This window comes from Flavobacterium sp. SP2 (genome assembly GCF_057626655.1).
The window spans coordinates 88,748-109,519 of record NZ_JBVHBT010000008.1; the positions used below are offsets into that span (position 1 = coordinate 88,748).

The following is a 20,772-nucleotide window of genomic DNA, read 5'->3' on the forward strand; positions in this document are numbered from 1 at the left end:
CAAATAAAGTTACATAATTACTAATGAATGTTGTAAAATTTAGTTTATACAACGTTCTTAATAATGTTTTCTGCTACTATTCTTCCAGATTTCATAGCTGCATTTATAGAACCATTTAGTAAATGATCGCCACAAATAAATAAATTTTCATCGATTTTAAAATCGTTTTCAGCCATGTTATCTTTTAAAGATTTTATATTAGGCAAAGCATAATTAATTTTATAAATCGTAAGCAATTCCCACTTTTCAACTTGATTTCCAAACCACTGTTTTAGCTCATTTTTGATATTGGAAGCCAAAGTTGCATCTTCAATGTCTATAAGTCCGTTTACAGAAACAGATAGTAAAACCTTGCCTTTTGGTGCGTAACTACTAGATAAATTGGTCATAACCGACAAATTATTCACCCATTTTTTATTTTCAGAAGCGTTTAAAATCACAACTGCTTTATTTGTTGGAGCTTCATTTGCTTTAAAATATACATTGGTTACCTGATGTGATTGGGTTTGTGTTTCTGGTAAATATTTTTTGGCAAATCCTGTCGCTTCAGTTGCAATGATTATTTTATCAGATGTAAAAGTTAATCCACTCTCAGTTTCAATACTATTATTATCAATGTTAGTGACTCTTACATTATACTTTATCGTATCTTTTGGTAAAAGTGCAACCAATTGTTTCGGAATTTCTTCCATTCCCAATTCTGGAATTGCTGCATCGCCTTGCGAAAACATTTTCATTACAAAATCGAACATTCGGTTGGAAGTCGATAATTCATTTTCTAGAAAAATTCCTGAGAAAAACGGTTTGTAGAATCGGTTAATCATTTTGTCACTAAAACCATACTTTGATAATTGCGACAGTGTTGTTTCTTCTTTTTGATTAAAGATTTCGGGAATTGTAATTTGTACTAATTTGTTTTTTAAAAACAAGGTGTTTATTTTGTCTTTAATAGAACCAACAGGAGCGAAGAGTGTTGAAAAAGTTGCCGATGGACGACGAAAAGGATCGGCAATTTCAAATTGACCACCGTCATAAAGTACTGTTGCGCCTGGTAAAAAGCGTTTTAAATTTAGTTTTTCGTAATTCAATAACGCTTTGCATTCTGGATATTCTGTTAGTAACACTTGAAAACCTTTATCCAATCGAAATCCGTCAATAAGATCTGTTTTTATTCTTCCGCCTGCTCGGTCTGAAGCTTCTACTATTTGTACATTAAATCCGTTTTGGTGCAAATAAACTGCAGCAGTCAATCCAGAAATTCCAGCACCTATAATTGTAATCGTTGGTTTCATTTTTAAGCAATTGAATATTGTTCAAAAATAAATAATCTTTGTAACTTAAACTATGTAAACCGTGTTTTTAATTTTTTCTTGATTGGATATTCAGTACTAATTTTGTTGAATTTTAATTTAGATAGAATTAGTTATGTACTTATTTATAACTTGAATCGGACTTTTTGTAAATGAGAATTTATCACTTCGTGTCAGTTTGTCATATGAATTTGTGTCAGTTAGCTATATTTATGACAATTTATTGCGTTTTTTGTTGTGGCACAATCATTGCTTTTTGACAGACAAGTTTAAAAATTGAATTTTCTAAAATTAATTAAATATAAAAATGGGAAAAATTATTGGAATTGATTTAGGTACAACGAACTCTTGCGTTTCTGTAATGGAAGGACAAGAAGCAGTAGTAATTCCTAACTCAGAAGGAAAAAGAACGACACCATCTATCATTGCATTTGTTGAAGGTGGCGAAATTAAAGTGGGTGATCCAGCTAAAAGACAAGCTGTGACTAACCCAACTAAAACGGTTGCATCTATCAAACGTTTTATGGGACATACTTTTTCTGAAACTACAGAAGAAGCGAAAAGAGTACCTTATTCAGTAGTGAAAGGTGACAACAATACGCCACGAGTTGATATCGATGGTCGTTTATATACAGCACAAGAATTGTCAGCAATGACTCTTCAAAAAATGAAAAAAACTGCTGAAGACTATTTAGGTCAAACAGTTACAGAAGCAGTTATTACTGTTCCTGCTTACTTTAATGATGCGCAACGTCAAGCTACGAAAGAAGCTGGAGAAATTGCTGGTCTTAAAGTAATGAGAATTATCAATGAGCCAACTGCTGCGGCGTTAGCTTACGGATTAGACAAAAAAGGAACTGATCAAAAGATTGCTGTTTACGATTTAGGTGGTGGTACTTTTGATATTTCTATCCTTGAATTAGGAGATGGAGTTTTCGAAGTATTGTCTACAAATGGTGATACACACTTAGGTGGAGACGATTTTGACCAAACCATCATTGACTGGTTGGCAGATGAATTCAAATCTGAAGAAGGAATTGACTTGAGATTAGATCCAATGTCATTACAAAGAATTAAAGAAGCTGCTGAAAAAGCTAAAATTGAATTATCATCTTCTGCGGAAACTGAAATCAATTTACCTTACGTAACAGCTACTGCTTCTGGACCAAAACACTTAGTTAAAAAATTATCTAGAGCTAAATTTGAGCAATTGTCAGATTCTTTAGTAAAACGTTCTATGGAACCAGTTGCTAAAGCGTTGAAAGATGCAGGTTTATCTACATCTGATATTGACGAAGTTATCCTTGTTGGAGGTTCTACAAGAATGCCAAGAATTGCTGACGAAGTTGAAAAATTCTTTGGTAAAAAAGCATCTAAAGGAGTTAATCCTGATGAAGTTGTTGCAATTGGAGCAGCTATTCAAGGTGGAGTTTTATCTGGAGATGTAAAAGATGTATTGTTACTTGACGTTACACCTTTATCTTTAGGAATTGAAACTATGGGTGGCGTTATGACTACATTAATTGAGTCAAACACAACTATTCCTACTAAAAAATCTCAAATTTTCTCTACAGCTGCAGATTCTCAACCAACTGTTGAACTACACGTTCTTCAAGGTGCAAGAGCAATGGCTGTTGATAACAAAACTATCGGTCGTTTCAACTTGGATGGTATTCCACCAGCACCAAGAGGAGTTCCACAAATTGAAGTAACTTTTGATATTGATGCTAATGGTATCATCAAAGTTTCTGCAACTGATAAAGGAACTGGAAAATCTCACGACATCCGTATCGAAGCTTCTTCTGGTTTAACAGCTGAAGAAATCGAGAAAATGAAAAAAGATGCTGAAGCAAATGCTGGAGCGGATAAAATTGCAAGAGAAAGAGCTGAAAAAATTAACGAAGCGGATAGTTTGATTTTCCAAACTGAATCTCAGTTAAAAGAATTGGCAGACAAAATTTCTGACGAGCACAAAACAGGCATTGAATATGCATTAACTGAATTAAGAATGGCACACCAATCGCAAGATGTTGAAGCTATCCAAAAAGGTTTAGACAATGTTAACGCTGCTTGGAAAACTGCTACAGAAGCTATGTATGCTCAAGGTGAAGCTGGACAAGCGCAACCACAAGCTGATGCTCAAGGCGATACTACACAAGACGTAGAATTTGAAGAAGTGAAATAATCTTTTCAAATAAATTATACTAAGAAGAAACCGAGTAAGCAATTACTCGGTTTTTTTATTTTGCATTTTGATGATTATAAAAGTATGCGGAAAGGTAATGGCTGCAAGAAAAGAAAAAAACAAGGCGTTAAATAATTCCTCATCTTTAAAAAGTAAATATAAACCAGCAATACCTATAAGTGAAAGTATCCAATAAGGAAACGCAGACTTAAAATAAGCTGCAAAATTTTTGAATGAGAAATCACCATACAAATAATTGATTTGCTCTTTAATTGAGGGTATACTGTGCCATATTACAAAGTAAATTGCGAAAGCCCAAATTAAATCGGCTGTCCTAAAAACTATTGCAAATACAAGAAGATAAAAAAGATTAATTACAATATGATTTTTGAAGTCAAGTAGTATTCGGTTAATGTACAATGAGATTAAAAGTAATGTTACACCTATTATAACAGTAATCAATTCTAAATTTATATAATCTATATTTTTATGGATAATTGCTTTTACTATTGTTTTAACTTCAATTTCATGAAAGTAAAACAACATCGAAAATAAAAATAATCCATAAATGGTTTGAAAAAGAATCAACATTTTTTCTTTGCCATTTTTTTCTAAAAATCCCCAATGTTGCTCTCCAAAATGGTATCCGCTAAAAAGTATAAATAGCAATAATGCTATTGTAGGAATGCTGTAAAATAAGAATGCTCCAAAAATCACCACCAAAATATAATAAATTAGTATTTTTTGGAAAGATTGCCGCGATTTAGGGTTATCAATTTTATTAAAAATAGCTATATCGTTTGAGCCGTGAAGAATTCCGAATAAGAAAATTATTACAAATCCGATAATTTGTTGATTCTCAGAAGAAAAATGCGAGTTTATCCATAAGCCTAAAGAGCTTAGTACAATCCCGAATCTATTAGTATTTGTCATTTAAATTTGTTTTTATTTTGTTTAAAGATAAATAAAAAATGTTAAACAGAATTATTTTTTTTGTTTAATACTTTTTAAATTTGTTTAAACATTATTAATCAAATCTTTATATTATGTCAAATTTTATGTTCATTTCTGCAACAGTATCTAAGTTGCTTCCTACTGATTATGTAGGTTTTACATTTTTTGTTGGATGTATGGCAATGATGGCCGCATCTGCTTTTTTCTTTTTATCATTAAATCAATTTGATAAAAAGTGGCGTACATCAGTTTTAGTTTCGGGTTTAATTACGTTCATTGCTGCAGTTCACTATTATTACATGAGAGATTATTGGGCTGCATTCCAAGAATCACCTACATTTTTTAGATATGTAGATTGGATTTTAACAGTTCCATTAATGTGTTTAGAGTTTTATTTAATTTTAAAAGTTGCTGGAGCAAAGACTAATTTATTATGGAGAATGATTTTCTTATCTGTAGTAATGTTGGTTACAGGTTATTTAGGTGAAGCTGTATTCCCAGATAGCGCGGCATTATGGGGATTCATCTCAGGATTAGCTTACTTTGTAATTGTGTACGACATTTGGTTAGGTAGCGCTGCAAAATTAGCAGCAGCAGCTGGCGGAAATGTTTTAGCGGCACACAAAATTTTATGTTGGTTTGTATTAGTTGGATGGGCAATTTATCCTTTAGGATATATGTTGGGAACTAACGGTTGGTATACCGACTTGATAGGAAGCGGTAGCGTAGACGTTGCTTACAACATTGCTGACGCCATTAACAAAATTGGTTTTGGATTAGTTATTTACAATTTAGCTGTAAAATCTACTTCAAATTAATAATTGTTTTATTTGAAATATTTCTGAACCGTTTGTGTAAGCGAACGGTTTTTTTTATTTAACATTTTTGAATTTATAAAAATTGTATATTGGAACCTTATTAATAAATTCAAAAAAGCAATGAAAAAACGATTGATTTTAATGCTGGTACTTCTGTTGAGCATTTCCAATTACGGACAGAAAAAGAAAGCAGCTACAGCAACTAAAACTACGCCTGTCTTAGCCAAGGTTGATAATTTGGTTGCAGAAATTAAAGGTGGAAATTTTCAAGTAACAATTAACGAAAACAACAAACCAAAAGATGCGATAGTTGTGAAAACTGCTGATGCAAAATTTACGCCAACCGATTGCAAATTAACCGCTTTCAAAGCCAATGGTGTGACATTGTATTTGCTAAATTGGACTGAGAAAGCATTGAATAAAACTGATTTGAAAACCGAGAATATTACAACCATTTATTCAAGAGTTTATGAAGTTGCTACCAAAACCGAAGTTTTTTCTAACTATCAAACTACCAATAATATTGTCGAAAAAGTTTTTTTAGACAAACTAAAAAATGCTAGTGAAACACAAGAAAAAGTCAGAAGAGAAGGTTTCGAATTTATTCTAAATCCAGATGGATCAATTGTACAAAAGAATAAAACTCAAGAAAATAAATGGGTTTACGATGCCAAAGCTGTTAAATATATTGATGCTAAAAAGAAGAAATAAGATATAATTCATAAAAAAACCGATAAGTAATTATCGGTTTTTTTATGCTTATTTGTTAATTTTAATTTCGAACATCTTATCCCAGTTTTTACCGGTAACAAAAATAGTTTTGGTTTTAGGATTGTAAGCAATTCCATTTAAAACATCGGTATCAGGAAGTTTAGTGATTAGTTTTTCAAGTTTAGATAAATCGATAATGGCTTCAACACTTCCATTTTTAGGATTGATAACTGCAATGGCATCTTTTCCGTAAATGTTTCCATATATTTTGCCGTCAATCCATTCGAGTTCGTTAATTTCTTTAACTTTATCTTTCAACGAATAAACATTTATATAATCTACTTCGTTTAGTTCGCTTGGATTTAATTTATATATTTTTTCCGAACCATCAGATTGATACAAGTTTTGTCCGTCATTGGTTAAACCCCAACCTTCAATTTTTTTGAAATATTGAAACGTTTTTTCTTTTTTAAAGGTGTCGGCGTTGTAAACATAGCCTTCATTGTTGAGCCAAGTCAATTGATACACTTTATTGTTTAAAATGGTAATTCCTTCACCAAAATATTTTTCTTCCAATTCTACTTGTTTGAAAACCTTTCCAGTTTTATAATCTGTTTTCCTTAGACTAGAAATTCCTCTTAAACCAGTTCCATTTCCTGCGCCATTTCCAGTTCCTTCATAAAGTGTATCTCGGTAAAATTCTAATCCTTGTGTGTACGCTTTTATGTCGTGCGGATAGGTGTTTACAATGGTGTAAGTAAGAAGTTTTGGCTGCACGCTAGAAACAAGTTCAACTCTGCTAGAATCAACTTCGGTTTTACCTTCAAAAAAAATTGATGCTACAATATTTTGGTATCCTAATTTTTGATTTTTGAATTCAAATTTCAATTCGCTTGCGCCTTTTACCGATCCGATTTTGGTATTGTTTATTTGGTAAACAACGCTATCAATTGTTTTATTTTCTTTATTTATTATTGATAACGAAAGAGCATCTTCTGGTTTATATTGCGCTTCGAGTTTATTTTCGTTTAGGCTAAAATATTTTTTTGTTTCATTACAACTGCTTAGTAAAGTTGCTAATAAAATGAATGTTAATAGGTTATAATTTTTCATTATTTTAATGTTGATTTTATTACTACAAATGTATTTATTATGTTGCTAATTTCTTGCAAAAATATAAAAAGATTGTATCTTTGCATCGGCAAGTCCTACACGACCAGCTCCTGCAGAATCCTCCAGGATGGGAACATAGCAAAGGTATGTGGTTGAGCGGTGCGATGTAGGTCGCTTGCCATTTTTTATAAAATAGCATTAGTAGTCTTCCAATATTGGAAGATTTTTTTTGTTTATAAAGTTTTCATATAAATACTCTTCCTAATTTTTTACCATTTTCTTTTACACTATCTTTACTAACATCTTCTCAGGAAAATTGTTTATTTCCTAGTTTTTAATCTATTACAATTAGCTTAAATAATAACTGATTGTCACTTCTGTACAACCTTTTTCTAGTTGAAATAAATCATAAAAACAAGTGATTTATGTAACTAATTTAAAATGATGTGTAATTGATACCCTTAAAGTTGTTTCAAGTTTGTAGTATTGATTTTTAACATTCGTTTAAACATAATATTTAATCCATTCCTAACTTATTATTTAAAATAATGAAAAAAAACAATGACAATTCTGAATTAGAAAAAGCTAAAATTCACATAATTGTGCAAATAATCGAGTACATGCCCAATGCCGTAGTAAGTCGCACAATTATAAAAAAAACAACTGGAAATGTTACGGTAACTTCTTTTGATGCTGGTGAAGAATTGGATGAAAAATCATCTGCATTTGATACCTATATTCAAATTATAGATGGAGTTGCCGAAATAATAATAAATACAAAGGTTTATAAACTTAAACTTGGAGAAGGAATCATTATTCCTGCTCATTCCAAGCACCAATTTAATGCCAACGAGCAGTTTAAAATGATTGCTACAGTGATAAAAAATGGTTATGAAGAATAAAAACTTTACAAATTACGAAGTCAAAAGTACATTATATTTTACTCCATAAGTTATTTATGACAAAACAATAGCACTATGAAGCTCTACATAAAATATATGGTTAGCACACGTTGCAAAATGGTTGTGAAGGACGAACTTAAAAAAATGGGACTTCATTTTGTTATGGTTGATTTGGGCGAAATTGAAATTATGGAAACCCTATCCGATCAAAAACGACTCGAATTAAAAAAGGCGCTTTTGCAATCGGGTTTAGAGTTAATGGATGATAAACGTGCAGTTTTAATTGAAAAGATTAAAAATGTCATCATAGAAATGGTACATTATACCGACGAGTTGCCCAAAGTCAATTATTCCGATTATATAAGTGAGAAATTAAAGCACGATTATACGTATTTGTCTAACATTTTTTCTGAAGTAAAAGGCATAACCATTCAACAATTTATTATCATTCATAAAATTGAACGTGCTAAAGAATTGCTTTTGTATGACGAAATGAATTTAACCGAAATATCCTATTTATTAAACTACAGTAGTGTGGCACATTTATCTAATCAGTTTAAAAAAGTTACAGGACTTTCTCCTTCGCATTTTAAAAAATTGAAAGATAAACGACGACGTCCTATTGAAGAAATCGGAAATTGAATAGCTATGACAAAAAAAATCGAAAAACTGTACGAGAGAAGCTTAATTGAAGCAAGTTTGGATCCATTGTTTACCATAAGTAATGATGGAAAAATTACCGATATGAATAAAGCCGCTGTCGAAGTAACAGGAGTTTCTAGAGAGAAATTACTTGGAACCGATTTTTTTATTTATTTCACCGATCCTCAAAAAGCCAAAGCTGTTTATGAAGTAGTATTTGAAAAAGGTTTTGTAAAAGACTATCCTTTAACTATTAAAGATCATGTGTTTACAGAAGTCCTTTTTAATGGTTCTGTTTACAAAGATGCTCAAGAAAATGTTCTTGGCGCCGTAATTGTGGCACGAGATGTTAGCGATCAAAAAAAAATAGCTAAGGAACTTATTGAAGCGAAAAGAATTGCTGAAGAAGAGCAGGAGAAAGCCGAAAATGCTACAAGAATTGCAATAGATTCGATGAAATCTAAGCAACAATTTTTATCAAATATGAGTCATGAGATTCGTACACCCATGAACTCCATAATTGGTTTTACCAAGGTCATCTTAAAAACAAATATTACCAGTAAACAAAGAGAATATTTGCAAGCAATAAAAATTAGTGGTGATTCCCTAATTGTTCTTATAAATGATATTTTAGATTTGGCTAAGATCGATTCTGGGAAAATGATTTATGAAAATATAGCGTTTAAGATGTCGAAATCTATTGATGCGGTGATTCATTTATTTGAAATTAAAACTCAGGAAATGAATATCGAACTTGTCAAACAATATGATACTAAAATTCCGAGCGTTTTACTTGGTGATCCAGTTAGATTGCATCAAATATTATTAAATCTTATAAGTAATGCGGTAAAATTCACACCACAAGGAAAAATAACAATTAGTGTGAATTTAATAGATGAAAACGATGACGATGCCACTTTAGAATTTGCTGTAAGCGATACCGGAATAGGTATTGAAAAAGATAAAATCGAATTTATTTTCGAAAATTTTAATCAGGCAACTTCAGGTATATCAAGAATTTATGGAGGTACTGGTTTAGGTTTAGCAATTGCAAAACAACTTGTTGAAGGTCAAAACGGAACCATTAAAGCGGAAAGCGTTATTAATGAGGGTTCTACATTTAGTTTTAAAATATCATTTAAAAAAAACAATCAAGATGCCGAAATTTTTGAAGATGCAATAGCCTTGAATACCAATGTAAAAAACATTAAAGTTTTGGTTGTAGAAGATATTGCACTCAATCAATTATTGATTAAAACATTACTTGAAGATTTTGGATTTAGTATCGAGATTGCTTCAAATGGAAAAATAGCCATAGATAAAATGCAAAGTATCAGTTTCGATATTATCTTAATGGATTTGCACATGCCTGTTATGAACGGTTTTGAAGCTACTCAGTACATTCGTGAAGAAATGAGATCTACAATACCAATTATTGCTTTGACTGCCGATGTTACCTCAGTAGATTTAAAAAAATGTAAAGCAGCTGGAATGAATGATTATATTTCTAAACCCATCAATGAAAGTGTCTTGTATAGCAAAATTGTAAAAATTTTAGAAAAAATAAACAATGAAGCTATAGTTGAAATGAAAAAGGCGAGATGCATTGATTTGAATTATCTCATGCGATGCACGAAATCCAATCCAGTTTTGATATCCGAAATGATTTCGCTATACCTGCAGCAAACTCCCGTTTTAATTTCAGAAATGAAGAAAAGTTTTGAAGATAAAGATTGGCATACACTTCAAGAAACGGTGCATAAAATGATTCCTTCCTTTTCAATTGTTGGTATATCTAAAAACTTTGAGGAAATGGCAAAAAAAATTCAGGATTATGCTTCTAAACAATTTCAAGAAGATTCCATACTTGAAATGGTATTGCAATTAGAAAACATCTGTGTTCAAGCGTGCTTTGAACTTGAAGAAGAATTGGTAAATTTTAATAAAGTTTCGTGATGAAAAATGATGAAAGAATAAAACTATTTTTGGTAGATGATGATCCTATTTTTCTTATATTGCTAGAAATTGAGTTTCACGACAGTGCCGATTTTATAATAAAAACCTAGTTAACAGGAGAATTGTGTGTTCAAAATTTATTTCTTCACCCGCATTTGGTAATTTTAGATTATCAACTTGACGGAACTGATAAAACAGCCATGAACGGACTTCAAACCTTAGACGCAATTAAGAAATTCGACCAAGAAATTCCAGTAATCATGCTTTCAGGCCAAGACAAAATTGAGGTTGCAATAAAATGTATGCAGCATAAAGCAACCGATTATGTAGTAAAAAGTGAAACCGCCTTTTTTAGACTAAAGCAGATAATTTCAAAAATTTTGCATTCTAAAAAAATTGAAAACCAACTCAATTGGTATATGGATAGAATGTAGCAACATGCAATTGTTGTAACGATTTAATGTTTTGATGTAATACTTTGCACTTTAATTAGCAACACCTTTGTAAGCTATTAATGCTATTTTAAGATTATAAAAAAATGACAGTTACTGATGCTATATCGACTAATTTCGCTACTCAATATTCCATTGCTGAGGTTCAAAATGCATTAGATTTTCACAATCAAATTGCCGATTATCTTACTTCTGCATCCAATTTAAATAATTTAGCTACGGTATTGCATCAAAACGGTGATCACGAAAAAGCATCGCATTATCATCTTAAAGCCTTCGGTAAAATGATGATGGCCGTTAACTTACAAAAAGAAAATTTCTTAAATCAGGCTCTAATTTCAGTTTGTAAATAATTCAAAAGGTTTAAATTATTTGAACAATCTAAAAACCAACATAATTTAAAAGTGTACTTTTGAAAAAATGTTGAAAACAAGTTGCAAATGATTTTAGGCTGGAGCATTATCAAGTTTGATTTAAAGGAAACATTTTCCATTGCTTACGGAAATTATTCTCATCGTGATGCACTAATCGTTTCGCTTCAACACAATAATAAAACCGGTTACGGAGAATGTACAGCAATTGATTACTATGCAATTAATTTGGATGATTTTACAGTCAAATTGAAGCTTATAAAAAACGAAATTGAAAAGCATAAAATCACATCGCCTATAGAATTTTATGATTTTTTGATTGGAATAAATCTACATTCATTTCTTCGTTCCGCATTAGATTGTGCTTATTGGGATTTGTTTGGAAAGCTTGAAACTAAATCTTTTGTCGAACTGAATTCAATCAACACCAACTTTTTACCAGAATCATCAATTACTATAAGTGTTGATAAATTAGAAAATCAAATCGAGAAAATCAAAAAATCGAAATGGTCTAAATTTAAAGTCAAATGCAATCACTTTGATAAAGAAGCTATTTTAAAATTATCGGAATTGGATTATCAAATTGCTCTAGATTCCAACGGAAGTTTTAGCAAAGAAGATTGCTTGTGGTTGGAAAATGAAAACCAAATTTCTAAATTTTCTTATTTAGAACAACCCATGAAAATTGGTTATGAAAACTTTGCAGTTTTAAATACTACTAAATTTGCCAATTGGATGGCAGATGAAGATTGCCAAGACAAAACCTCATTAGAAAAGTTGCAACCACATTATAAAAGTATCAATATAAAATTGGTCAAATGCGGCGGATTAACTCCTGCTTTGCAACTAATTCAGGAAGCCAAGAAATTGAATTTTCAAATTATGATAGGTTGCATGACCGAATCTACAGTAGGAATTTCGGCTGCAGCTGTTTTGGCTCCTTTTTGTGATTATGCCGATTTGGATGGTGCCAATCTTATTGCAAATGATTTGGCTGTTGGTACCAAAATTCACAATGGAAAAATCCAACTTTCAGAAAATCCTGGATTGGGAATTGAAGTAATATAAATTGTATTTTCTATCTTTACAATCTCAAAATACAATTGATTTTTAAAATAGAGCAGTTGTAGAATTATTTATATCAATAAAATGCAAAAAGTTGTTTTGATAACTGGCGGTTCATCAGGAATAGGAAAGTCTGTTGGTGAATATTTACATCAAAAAGGATTTATAGTGTACGGAACTAGCCGAAATCCTGAAAGAATTACAACTTCTGTTTTCCCATTACTTGCATTAGACGTTAGAAATCCCGAGACCATAAAAAATGCCGTTGCACAAATTAGTGAAAAGTCGGGTAGGATAGATGTTGTCATCAATAACGCTGGAGTTGGAATTACTGGACCAATCGAAGAGATTCCTGCTGAAGAAATTAAAAGTCACTTTGATACCAATTTTTTTGGACCAATTGAAGTTATGAAAGCCGTTTTACCGCAAATGCGGTCGCAAAAATCGGGTTTGATTATCAATATTACTTCGATTGCTGGATACATGGGATTGCCTTATCGCGGTATTTACTCAGCTTCCAAAGGCGCATTAGAGTTGATTACCGAAGCCTTGCGTATGGAAGTTAAAGCGTTTGGAATTCATATAACAAATGTTGCTCCAGGTGATTTTGCTACCAATATTGCTTCAGGTCGTTTTCATGCACCACTCATCAAAGGTTCGGCATACGAAATTCCGTATGGAAATACCTTGAAAACAATTGATAACCATGTAGATTCTGGAAGTAATCCATTAGAAATGGCCAAAGCTATTTACAAAATCATCCAAACACCAAATCCCAAGATTCATTATAAAATCGGAGCGTTTTTACAAAAGTTTTCTATTGTTCTAAAAAGAATTCTTCCTGATAAAGTATACGAACGCATATTGATGAATCATTATAAGCTTTGACAAAATTCAACGTCAATGTTAACTTCAAAAATCAAGTAATACATAACTCAAAATTTGACTTTTTGAAGTTGAAATTTGCAATTGATTTTTGAAAAGGAATTTGTAGTTTTGCACATCAAATAATAAAACACAACTTTTAATTATATAGTATGAAATTTTTTATTGACACAGCCAACTTAAACGAAATCAAAGCAGCACAAGCACTTGGAGTTCTTGATGGCGTAACTACCAATCCGTCATTGATGGCGAAAGAAGGTATTACAGGAAAAGACAACATTTTGAAACATTATGTTGACATTTGTAACATTTCTGATGGTGAAGTAAGCGCTGAGGTAAATGCGGTTGACTACGACGGTATGATTCGTGAAGGTGAAGAACTAGCCGAATTGCACGAACAAATTGTGGTAAAACTACCTATGACTAAAGAAGGCGTAATGGCTTGTAAATATTTTTCTGATAAAGGAATAAAAACCAATGTTACTTTAGTATTTTCTGCTGGTCAAGCGTTATTAGCTGCTAAAGCTGGTGCGACTTTCGTATCACCTTTTATTGGACGACTAGACGATATCTCTACAGACGGATTGAACTTGATTCAGGAAATTAGAGAGATTTACGATAACTATGGTTATGAAACTCAAATTCTAGCAGCTTCTGTGCGTCATACCATGCATATTGTTAATTGCGCTAAAATTGGTGCCGATGTCATGACTGGACCACTTTCTGCAATTTTAGGATTGTTGAAACATCCTTTAACCGATATTGGATTGGCTCAGTTTATTGCCGATTTCGAGAAAGGAAATAAATAATAGTTTTCAGATTTCAGTATTCAGTGAGCAGATTTCAGTAATTAGTGATCAGTAATCAGTATTCAACGTATGTAGTATTCAGTGTGAATTTGAAAGAATGTTTATTGATTTATTTTACAATTATAAATACTTTGGATAATAAAAAAAAGCGATTTTCAATTTAGAAAATCGCTTTTTTTAGTATTAATTTTTTTAATCAGATCAAGCGTTTACTGAAAACTGAAAACTGCAATCTGTTCACTTAATATTGAAACCTAAAAACCTACTGTAGTTCTTTTTCAAAATTCACGTCAAACATATTAGTAAAACCATTTTTAATCGTTTTGTCGGAATTAACAACAATAGTTCGATGTACTTTGGTTATTGCCCATTTGGCTTTCAAATCTTCAAAATTGGTACAGTGCAATTCAATAATATTTTTAAAATTATAATTGGATAAAATTCGTTTAAATTGTTCAGCAGATTTATCTAGATTAATGGCTACAAAGTCATAATTAGGATATTTTTCATGCAATGCCAAAACTTTTTTATGTGAAAGCACAAAATGTGAATTGGATTTCTCCGACCAGAAAAAGAAAACAGTATTTTTTTTAATCACGTCGTTGGATGAAATTATTTTGCCATCGGTGTCTTGTAATTTTACTTCTGGCAATTCTTTGCCTTGCGTAAGCAACTGTATGGCATTTCCTATTTTTAGAATTTCATTTTTCTTGCTTTTATCCGTAGAGAATTTATGATATATTTCTAAAAACTCCTTGTTGTTCACCATGTTTTGATCTTCCAACAAGTATTGAAATGCAATGTTGTTGAGAACAATATTTTTTACTTTTTCGTTTTTGATTAAAGTATCGGCAATGTTTAGTTTGTTGATATTTGTTTTAAGTTCCAAATCAACTTGAGAAAAGTGATTGTGGTATTTAACTGCCGAAACATTATTCAACATGTGATTTAGATACATTACAAAAGGCGAAAAATCAGTCAATCCTTCGTTACTGTAATCTACTTTTTTTCTGAAATCATAATAATCTGCAGGCAATTGTTCAATTACATCTTTGCCGGTACGCATTTTATGAATTATAGGGTAAATTTCTTTTTTGGTATAATAAGGAAACTCATACAAGGCGTTGGCATAAACATCAAACTCATCGTTCCATTTTATTTCCTCTTTCTTTTTATTGTAAAATGCTTTGTTGGCTGCATTCGTTTTTTCAAGATGTGAATTGAATTTTTTGAAGTCGTAATCAAAAACTACAAACATGTTGTTTTTGTCCTTTTCGTTACGCAAGTACATTTCCATTAAATAGTTGTTTTTGCGATCGCCACGACCACAAAATACGATTGATTCGTCAAAATCTTTGGTGTCAATGCTAACTTTTAAACTATCGTTTTTGTCAAAATATACATATTGGTATTCTGGCTCGTGCTTGAAAGTGTATAATCCAGGAGCAAGGGAGTCAAATTTTTTGAAAAAAGTATTGTTTTTGTTTAACGGAATTGTATCAATAACAACGTTATCCTTACAAAAAAGCACATAAGGATTGGTAGGATTGGTAACCTCGCCTCCAAAATAAGCTACATAATTATCGCTAGCAAATTCTTTATTACAAGAACTTAAAAGGCTTAAAATAAAAACAGGAACTATGTAGGTTGTAAAAAAGTGTACGGTTTTCATTAATTATTCAATTACAAACAAATGTATTTATATGGAACTGAATATTTTGTTAAGTTCACGTTAAAGTATTGTTAGTGGTTTTTGGTACTTATAAAAAAGTTATTACAGTTAGTTTTATTTTATACGTTGCTAATCAAATCTTGAGAATCGATGCTGAAGTTTTATCTTAGGTTTAGATTTGTGGCGACTTTTTAAAAGAATTAATTTTATAAATAAAAAAAACGCAAAGTCAGGAGACATTTGCGGAGGTTTTTATGGGAAGATCTTGTGTAGTTTGGTTAATGTCTGTTGCGGATTAAGTAAACCAACAATAGTAGTTTTGCTCTGACTTCAAATATACAAAAACAAACTTTAATTAAGCCTTAAACCCGCATTAGCCTCAAACCTGTGATGTTTGAACTCTTATTTTTTTATTTATAATTTAATTTTATGTTTCTAACTTACACCTTCGCTATTTTTAGATGTATTATTGTTATTTATTGATGGGTATAAGTTATATATTGAATTTTAAAAGTTATTTGCGTATCAATAAAAGTTAAATGGATGTTGATAATTGTTGTTTTTAAATGACTAAAAGTTAATGTTACATAATTGAAAGTTAGTTGATGATTTATGAATGTTAACTATATAGCTTACATAGTTTTTTTGCGATTACTTAATGTGCAACTTAGTAATGCTATTGTTATGTAGTTATTTATTAATGTAATTAGTAATAGAAAATAAGCAAGATGCGACCGATTTTGCTTATTTTCTATTTTTCTATTTGATATCTTTAAATTTTAGTTTTACAAATGCTTTGTAGTAAGGTAGACCTTCATCACCTAAAGATTTAAGATATGATTTAACCTCTTGCATTAGTTTAATTACGTTGTCTTCATTATAATATAAAACATCATTTCTGCCTTTTCGAGCAGTTATTAGAGCATTACCAGCAGAGTTGACTAAGTTACTTGATGCAGTTAAATCTTGGTGATAGGATTGTAACGAAGGTATTTGTATATCAATTTCATTTGGTGCGTACTCTATATGTGATGAAATTTGATTGATAAAAGTATCAAGATTTGCGATCCTACTATCATAGCTCATTTGTGAGGTTGAAATGCTTTCACTTTCGCTAGTGTCTGGGTTTATCTTTTTAGATGCTTTGTCTCCTCTTATTTTTTTTACTTGACTTGCTACATTTTCTTTATCTGTTGTTGAGACGTTTAAAGATTTAAAAAAGTTAAGTGATTTGGTTATTCTTTTACTTAATTGTGAAATAAGGATTTCACGATTGGCTACTGCGTTTTTATAGATTGGTTTTTTCTCGTTTAATATTGTAATAGTGCCGTTAAGTGTTGTTTTTATAGGATTTAAATTTGACAGAAAGATATTAGAATTTGTGGGATTATATAATGCTCCCATTTCTTGTAAAATTTGAATGCCTGATGTTAAATTAGCAACGTTTTTGTTGTGACCAACTTCTGATGATGAAGCCATAAGATTAGTTTTTTAGTGGTTATAAATTAAATTTGAATACTTTTTAATATATAGTATTGACAATAAGAGTATGTAGAGAAAAAAGTTAATAAGTTTAAGATTGAACTCGTTCTTATTTATATATAAAATATTTGTATAAAAAAACAGAAATAGTTATTACTAAAAATAAAATAAAAACCTCTCCAATTATTTTTTTAAAATCATTCTTGTCTTTATGCTCTTTAATTGTATTATAGAGTGACTTTAATCTTTCATATACTGAAATAATTATTAATGAATGAAAAAAGATATCTGAAACAATTTCAACTATAGTCATTTGAAATAATAATTTATTGGTCTGTTACCGATTTATTGCATGTTTTGCCTGTTTGAGTACATGCGCTACAGCGCCAATTAAGATCACCTTCACTGTCCATCCAGTGTTTTGGGTCACAACCTTTCGTACAGCTTCCTGAACAAGTACATGTACCAGATGCTATCATAAATCTCGACGAAAATGTAGCCACAAATATATTATTTGAATTTAGTTCTAAATCAAAAGCTATTTTAGTATCTCCACTATCATTCTGAGCTACTAGTATATAATATTCTTTTGCAGTGTTTTCAATTACATCCTTTTTTATTTCAAATTTTGTTAATTGTGCTTCGTTTTTGTCTTTACGAAGTTGTATTTCTAAAACTTCTTTTAAATATTCTTTATCAATTGTAACTGAATAAACACCGTTCTTGTTACTGCCAATTTCTTTTTGAGTTACTTGCGAATGTCCTGTACAGCTAATTGTAATAATTGCAATTATGCCGAAGATTAATTTTCTCATACTGTTAAGGTTTATGTCTTTTTTTAATTTTTACCTGATAACTAATTCTGAAAACCTCAGGTAATTTTCAAAATTCTACAAAATAATCACAAAAAGTGTAGAAGCAGTTTTTGGCATATCCAAAAACTGCTTTAGTTTATTCTTGTTTAACCGTTATGGTTATTTCTTCATTGAATTTGTATTCGCCTCTTTTGAAAACGTCTTTGTTGGCTAATAGTATTTCATATGTATAAATGCCTTTTGGAATATCAAAAACACATTCTTTTCCGTCTTTTTGAATAACCATTTCCTTTTTAATAGTATTATCTTCTGCATCTTTACCAATAATACTAAAAGTAATTTTGTCAGTTAGTTTGTTTTTAATGCAAACACTTTCAATAATTTTAGAATTAGCTTCCTTAGCTTCGGATTTATCTTTTTTTAGAAATGATAATCCATTAACTATTATTTCTCCACCTTTGAGTACTTTGTCAATATCTGATTGTGAATATACACAAAATGGAAATAAAATTAATATTAAAAATCTCATTAATGATTGATAAGTATAGGTACATTAGCAGTAATAGTTTTTGTACATCCACTTCCTTCAACACACGCTGTACATTTCCAATTTCCATCGTCTTTTAATTTAAGATCGCAACCATCTGGACAACCTGAACAAGTTACTGTTTCACTTGAACCTGCTTTTTTGTTATTAAATGGAATGAAGCTAAATTCATTATTTATTAATTGAAGTTTTCTGCCAATTTTTATACTATTATCACTGTTTTTGGCTAATAGTAAATAATATGTTTCATTCGATGAATCGAGTTTATCGGCTATGATTTCAAAGCTCACTAATGTTGCAGGCGTTTTTTGATTATTCAGTACTAACTCCCATTCTTTTTTAATGGCGTCAGTATCACAAGTGATTTTGTAATTGTTCTTTTCTATTATGCCAATTGTTTGTGCACATGATGTAATTGATAATGTGAGTACTGAAATTAAGCTTAAAAATAAGTTTTTCATATTTTGAAAGTATTATGTCATTTTTTAATTGTTTTTAAAAATGACGAATTATTTAATTTTTTACCTGATAACTAATTCTGAAAACCTCAGGTAATTTTCAAAATTCTACAAAATAATCACAAAAAGTGTAGAAGCATTTTGTGTTTTTTGCAAACAATTTGACCTATTTAGATAGCTAACCGTTGCTTCAATTTCCTTGCTTAGATCTTTTTTTGTCTGCAAGCGATTTTCCGAAAACGCTGGTCTAAAATTGCAAAAAAATGTACTTTCAAAATTGTAAAGTATTTTTTTATGTTTATCAATGAAATTTTAATGACATAATTTTAGAACAATTACCAATGGTTACAAAAATTTTTACATTTTAAATTTGTTTTGTTGCTCTAGTATCATTACAAACATAGAATTAATTTTTTATCTACAAAGTGTTTTTTAGATTTTATTTTTAAATTTTTTGATTAAAAAAATAAAATCTATTAAATGTATAAAAAAATCGTTAAAATACACTGTTTATATGAATTGGACTACAAATAGTATTCTTAAAATGTTTTAAAAATATTCAAAGTACTATTTTTTTTGAAGTTGCTACCTAGAAAGTAGTGTTTTTATGTGCACTATTTTCAACCTTTTTCATACAATTATTGGATAGGCGCAACAACATTACCACATTCATCACAGTTTTGGTGGTTTCCTTTTTATTGGGTTTTGGTTTGGGTAGCTGTTGCTTGTGAGCACGGATTGCATCAGTACTATTGGGTAAGAGTAGTGGTGACTTTTTTAAGAATTAATTTTATGTATAAAAGAACCGCAAAGTCAGGAGACATTTGCGGAGGTTTTTATGGGAGGGCTTGTATAGCTTGAAAAATGTCGCACAACGTTCCCAGGCTTTATGTTTGTTGCTGATAGTGTCACTGACGAAATCAAATATACCGAAAACCTTAAAAGAAAAATCGTGATAAGAAAGATAATGGAACAAGCCGTTAAAAAAGCCAACGTGAGCAATAGCATAGAACTTGTATTGGCAGAAGACTTTATTTTACTCGATTCATTATAACAGGATTTTGTCTAGTATCAAAAACGTCAAAAATTTCAATAACATTTTTTTCAAGAATTACTAAGTAAATGATTTTGTAATTTTTGTAAACCAAATATCTAAATTCTCTTGGATCATTTTTTAATAAATCTTCTTCTTGACCAATTTCAGGATGTTTTTTTAGTTTTAGAGTTTCTTTAGCAATTCCAGAAACAAGTTTTTTGGCTACATTAACACTTGCTTTTTCTTTGTAATATTCGAATATGTTTTTAAGTTCTTTTTTAGAAAAGTCAGTCCACTTAATTCCTAACTCCATTTTTCAATTTCAGATATTAAGTCTTCAACATCAGTAACTTTTCCATTTTTAGAATCTTTTGTAGACTTTTCAATTCTACCATGGAATTCACTTATCGACATTGGATTAAACTCAGTATTATTAACAGTCTCTTTTCTAAGTAAATTTTCAAATTGAGCAATTGCCTTTTCACTCTCTAACTTTAGAAAGTCTTGAATAAAGTTTAATTTTCGAGTTTGTAAATCCATTTCAATATCTTTTTTTCAAAATTACAAATAAAAATAATAGTAACGATTT

General features: G+C 30.5%; 21 protein-coding genes and 1 other RNA gene. 12 read left to right on the forward strand and 10 right to left on the reverse strand.

Going from position 1 to position 20,772, the window contains the following annotated elements; all coding sequences use genetic code 11:
- Nucleotides 1–44: 44 nt before the first annotated feature.
- The gene (locus ACZ098_RS14855; protein ID WP_487312553.1) at nt 45–1,292 is read right to left on the reverse strand and encodes an NAD(P)/FAD-dependent oxidoreductase; all 1,248 of its coding nucleotides are present in this window, start codon (nt 1,290–1,292) and stop codon (nt 45–47) included.
- 325 nt (nt 1,293–1,617) lie between these two features.
- Between ACZ098_RS14855 and dnaK the strand changes: the two genes are divergently transcribed.
- Complete coding sequence (gene dnaK / locus ACZ098_RS14860) at nt 1,618–3,495, forward strand: molecular chaperone DnaK (RefSeq protein WP_487312554.1); 1,878 nt, start codon at nt 1,618–1,620, stop codon at nt 3,493–3,495.
- A gap of 42 nt (nt 3,496–3,537) precedes the next feature.
- Here the strand turns inward: dnaK and ACZ098_RS14865 are convergent, their stop codons facing one another.
- Nucleotides 3,538–4,428, reverse strand: a complete 891-nt coding sequence (locus ACZ098_RS14865; protein WP_487312555.1) for a Brp/Blh family beta-carotene 15,15'-dioxygenase — start codon at nt 4,426–4,428, stop codon at nt 3,538–3,540.
- Between the two features lie 113 nt (nt 4,429–4,541).
- Here ACZ098_RS14865 and ACZ098_RS14870 point away from each other — a divergent pair, with 113 nt between their 5' ends.
- Together ACZ098_RS14870 and ACZ098_RS14875 are read left to right on the forward strand one after the other, a co-directional pair.
- Complete coding sequence (locus ACZ098_RS14870) at nt 4,542–5,267, forward strand: bacteriorhodopsin-like (RefSeq protein ID WP_487312556.1); 726 nt, start codon at nt 4,542–4,544, stop codon at nt 5,265–5,267.
- A 120-nt stretch (nt 5,268–5,387) separates the two neighbouring features.
- Nucleotides 5,388–5,978, forward strand: a complete 591-nt coding sequence (locus ACZ098_RS14875; protein ID WP_487312557.1) for a hypothetical protein — start codon at nt 5,388–5,390, stop codon at nt 5,976–5,978.
- A 48-nt stretch (nt 5,979–6,026) separates the two neighbouring features.
- Here ACZ098_RS14875 and ACZ098_RS14880 read toward each other — a convergent pair whose 3' ends face one another.
- Entirely contained in the window at nt 6,027–7,091 is a 1,065-nt protein-coding gene (locus ACZ098_RS14880; protein WP_487312558.1) for a glutaminyl-peptide cyclotransferase, read from the reverse strand.
- An 86-nt stretch (nt 7,092–7,177) separates the two neighbouring features.
- On the opposite strand from ACZ098_RS14880, the gene ffs reads away from it, so the two are divergent.
- From ffs to fsa, 9 genes are all read left to right on the forward strand, one after another.
- An RNA gene (ffs, locus tag ACZ098_RS14885) (signal recognition particle sRNA small type) lies at nt 7,178–7,275 on the forward strand.
- A 364-nt stretch (nt 7,276–7,639) separates the two neighbouring features.
- On the forward strand, nt 7,640–7,993 hold the full coding sequence (locus tag ACZ098_RS14890; RefSeq protein ID WP_487312559.1) for a cupin domain-containing protein: 354 nt from the start codon (nt 7,640–7,642) through the stop codon (nt 7,991–7,993).
- Nucleotides 7,994–8,068: 75 nt separating this feature from the next.
- The gene (locus ACZ098_RS14895) at nt 8,069–8,635 is read left to right on the forward strand and encodes a helix-turn-helix domain-containing protein (RefSeq protein WP_487312560.1); all 567 of its coding nucleotides are present in this window, start codon (nt 8,069–8,071) and stop codon (nt 8,633–8,635) included.
- 6 nt (nt 8,636–8,641) lie between these two features.
- Nucleotides 8,642–10,591 carry an ATP-binding protein gene (locus ACZ098_RS14900; protein WP_487312561.1) on the forward strand — a complete coding sequence of 650 codons (1,950 nt, stop codon included), beginning with the start codon at nt 8,642–8,644 and terminating at the stop codon, nt 10,589–10,591.
- Nucleotides 10,592–10,746: 155 nt separating this feature from the next.
- On the forward strand, nt 10,747–11,025 hold the full coding sequence (locus tag ACZ098_RS14905; protein WP_487312610.1) for a response regulator: 279 nt from the start codon (nt 10,747–10,749) through the stop codon (nt 11,023–11,025).
- 104 nt (nt 11,026–11,129) lie between these two features.
- Nucleotides 11,130–11,396 (forward strand): hypothetical protein, encoded by a 267-nt coding sequence (locus tag ACZ098_RS14910; protein ID WP_487312562.1) that lies wholly within the window; start codon nt 11,130–11,132, stop codon nt 11,394–11,396.
- Between the two features lie 87 nt (nt 11,397–11,483).
- Nucleotides 11,484–12,482 carry an enolase C-terminal domain-like protein gene (locus ACZ098_RS14915; protein WP_487312563.1) on the forward strand — a complete coding sequence of 333 codons (999 nt, stop codon included), beginning with the start codon at nt 11,484–11,486 and terminating at the stop codon, nt 12,480–12,482.
- Nucleotides 12,483–12,563: 81 nt separating this feature from the next.
- Nucleotides 12,564–13,367 carry an SDR family oxidoreductase gene (locus ACZ098_RS14920; protein WP_487312564.1) on the forward strand — a complete coding sequence of 268 codons (804 nt, stop codon included), beginning with the start codon at nt 12,564–12,566 and terminating at the stop codon, nt 13,365–13,367.
- A 149-nt stretch (nt 13,368–13,516) separates the two neighbouring features.
- On the forward strand, nt 13,517–14,173 hold the full coding sequence (gene fsa / locus ACZ098_RS14925) for a fructose-6-phosphate aldolase (RefSeq protein WP_487312565.1): 657 nt from the start codon (nt 13,517–13,519) through the stop codon (nt 14,171–14,173).
- A 262-nt stretch (nt 14,174–14,435) separates the two neighbouring features.
- Here the strand turns inward: fsa and ACZ098_RS14930 are convergent, their stop codons facing one another.
- The 7 genes from ACZ098_RS14930 to ACZ098_RS14960 all read right to left on the reverse strand — a co-directional run bounded on the left by ACZ098_RS14930 (nt 14,436) and on the right by ACZ098_RS14960 (nt 20,723).
- A complete protein-coding gene (locus ACZ098_RS14930) occupies nt 14,436–15,845 on the reverse strand; it encodes a TlpA family protein disulfide reductase (protein WP_487312566.1) in 1,410 nt (469 codons plus the stop codon).
- A 759-nt stretch (nt 15,846–16,604) separates the two neighbouring features.
- Nucleotides 16,605–17,324, reverse strand: a complete 720-nt coding sequence (locus ACZ098_RS14935) for a hypothetical protein (protein ID WP_487312567.1) — start codon at nt 17,322–17,324, stop codon at nt 16,605–16,607.
- Between the two features lie 329 nt (nt 17,325–17,653).
- Nucleotides 17,654–18,142, reverse strand: coding sequence for a hypothetical protein (locus ACZ098_RS14940; protein WP_487312568.1), 489 nt, complete (start codon nt 18,140–18,142; stop codon nt 17,654–17,656).
- A gap of 136 nt (nt 18,143–18,278) precedes the next feature.
- Entirely contained in the window at nt 18,279–18,671 is a 393-nt protein-coding gene (locus ACZ098_RS14945; RefSeq protein ID WP_487312569.1) for a hypothetical protein, read from the reverse strand.
- Nucleotides 18,671–19,150, reverse strand: coding sequence for a hypothetical protein (locus ACZ098_RS14950; RefSeq protein WP_487312570.1), 480 nt, complete (start codon nt 19,148–19,150; stop codon nt 18,671–18,673). Before ACZ098_RS14950 ends, ACZ098_RS14945 begins: the two co-directional genes overlap by 1 nt.
- Nucleotides 19,151–20,178: 1,028 nt before the next feature.
- Complete coding sequence (locus tag ACZ098_RS14955; RefSeq protein WP_487312571.1) at nt 20,179–20,496, reverse strand: type II toxin-antitoxin system RelE/ParE family toxin; 318 nt, start codon at nt 20,494–20,496, stop codon at nt 20,179–20,181.
- Nucleotides 20,487–20,723: a hypothetical protein gene (locus ACZ098_RS14960; RefSeq protein WP_487312572.1), complete on the reverse strand. Its 237-nt coding sequence runs from the start codon at nt 20,721–20,723 to the stop codon at nt 20,487–20,489. The genes ACZ098_RS14955 and ACZ098_RS14960 overlap by 10 nt, the downstream gene beginning before the upstream one ends.
- Nucleotides 20,724–20,772 lie beyond the last annotated feature (49 nt).

Excerpts from the sequence above, each read along its gene's own strand:
- ACZ098_RS14855 (WP_487312553.1), bottom strand. The coding sequence starts at position 1,292 with ATGAAACCAACGATTACAATTATAGGTGCTGGAATTTCTGGATTGACT.
- dnaK (WP_487312554.1), top strand. The coding sequence starts at position 1,618 with ATGGGAAAAATTATTGGAATTGATTTAGGTACAACGAACTCTTGCGTT.
- ACZ098_RS14865 (WP_487312555.1), bottom strand. The coding sequence starts at position 4,428 with ATGACAAATACTAATAGATTCGGGATTGTACTAAGCTCTTTAGGCTTA.
- ACZ098_RS14870 (WP_487312556.1), top strand. The coding sequence starts at position 4,542 with ATGTCAAATTTTATGTTCATTTCTGCAACAGTATCTAAGTTGCTTCCT.
- ACZ098_RS14875 (WP_487312557.1), top strand. The coding sequence starts at position 5,388 with ATGAAAAAACGATTGATTTTAATGCTGGTACTTCTGTTGAGCATTTCC.
- ACZ098_RS14880 (WP_487312558.1), bottom strand. The coding sequence starts at position 7,091 with ATGAAAAATTATAACCTATTAACATTCATTTTATTAGCAACTTTACTA.
- ACZ098_RS14890 (WP_487312559.1), top strand. The coding sequence starts at position 7,640 with ATGAAAAAAAACAATGACAATTCTGAATTAGAAAAAGCTAAAATTCAC.
- ACZ098_RS14895 (WP_487312560.1), top strand. The coding sequence starts at position 8,069 with ATGAAGCTCTACATAAAATATATGGTTAGCACACGTTGCAAAATGGTT.
- ACZ098_RS14900 (WP_487312561.1), top strand. The coding sequence starts at position 8,642 with ATGACAAAAAAAATCGAAAAACTGTACGAGAGAAGCTTAATTGAAGCA.
- ACZ098_RS14910 (WP_487312562.1), top strand. The coding sequence starts at position 11,130 with ATGACAGTTACTGATGCTATATCGACTAATTTCGCTACTCAATATTCC.
- ACZ098_RS14915 (WP_487312563.1), top strand. The coding sequence starts at position 11,484 with ATGATTTTAGGCTGGAGCATTATCAAGTTTGATTTAAAGGAAACATTT.
- ACZ098_RS14920 (WP_487312564.1), top strand. The coding sequence starts at position 12,564 with ATGCAAAAAGTTGTTTTGATAACTGGCGGTTCATCAGGAATAGGAAAG.
- fsa (WP_487312565.1), top strand. The coding sequence starts at position 13,517 with ATGAAATTTTTTATTGACACAGCCAACTTAAACGAAATCAAAGCAGCA.
- ACZ098_RS14930 (WP_487312566.1), bottom strand. The coding sequence starts at position 15,845 with ATGAAAACCGTACACTTTTTTACAACCTACATAGTTCCTGTTTTTATT.
- ACZ098_RS14935 (WP_487312567.1), bottom strand. The coding sequence starts at position 17,324 with ATGGCTTCATCATCAGAAGTTGGTCACAACAAAAACGTTGCTAATTTA.
- ACZ098_RS14940 (WP_487312568.1), bottom strand. The coding sequence starts at position 18,142 with ATGAGAAAATTAATCTTCGGCATAATTGCAATTATTACAATTAGCTGT.
- ACZ098_RS14945 (WP_487312569.1), bottom strand. The coding sequence starts at position 18,671 with ATGAGATTTTTAATATTAATTTTATTTCCATTTTGTGTATATTCACAA.
- ACZ098_RS14950 (WP_487312570.1), bottom strand. The coding sequence starts at position 19,150 with ATGAAAAACTTATTTTTAAGCTTAATTTCAGTACTCACATTATCAATT.
- ACZ098_RS14955 (WP_487312571.1), bottom strand. The coding sequence starts at position 20,496 with ATGGAGTTAGGAATTAAGTGGACTGACTTTTCTAAAAAAGAACTTAAA.
- ACZ098_RS14960 (WP_487312572.1), bottom strand. The coding sequence starts at position 20,723 with ATGGATTTACAAACTCGAAAATTAAACTTTATTCAAGACTTTCTAAAG.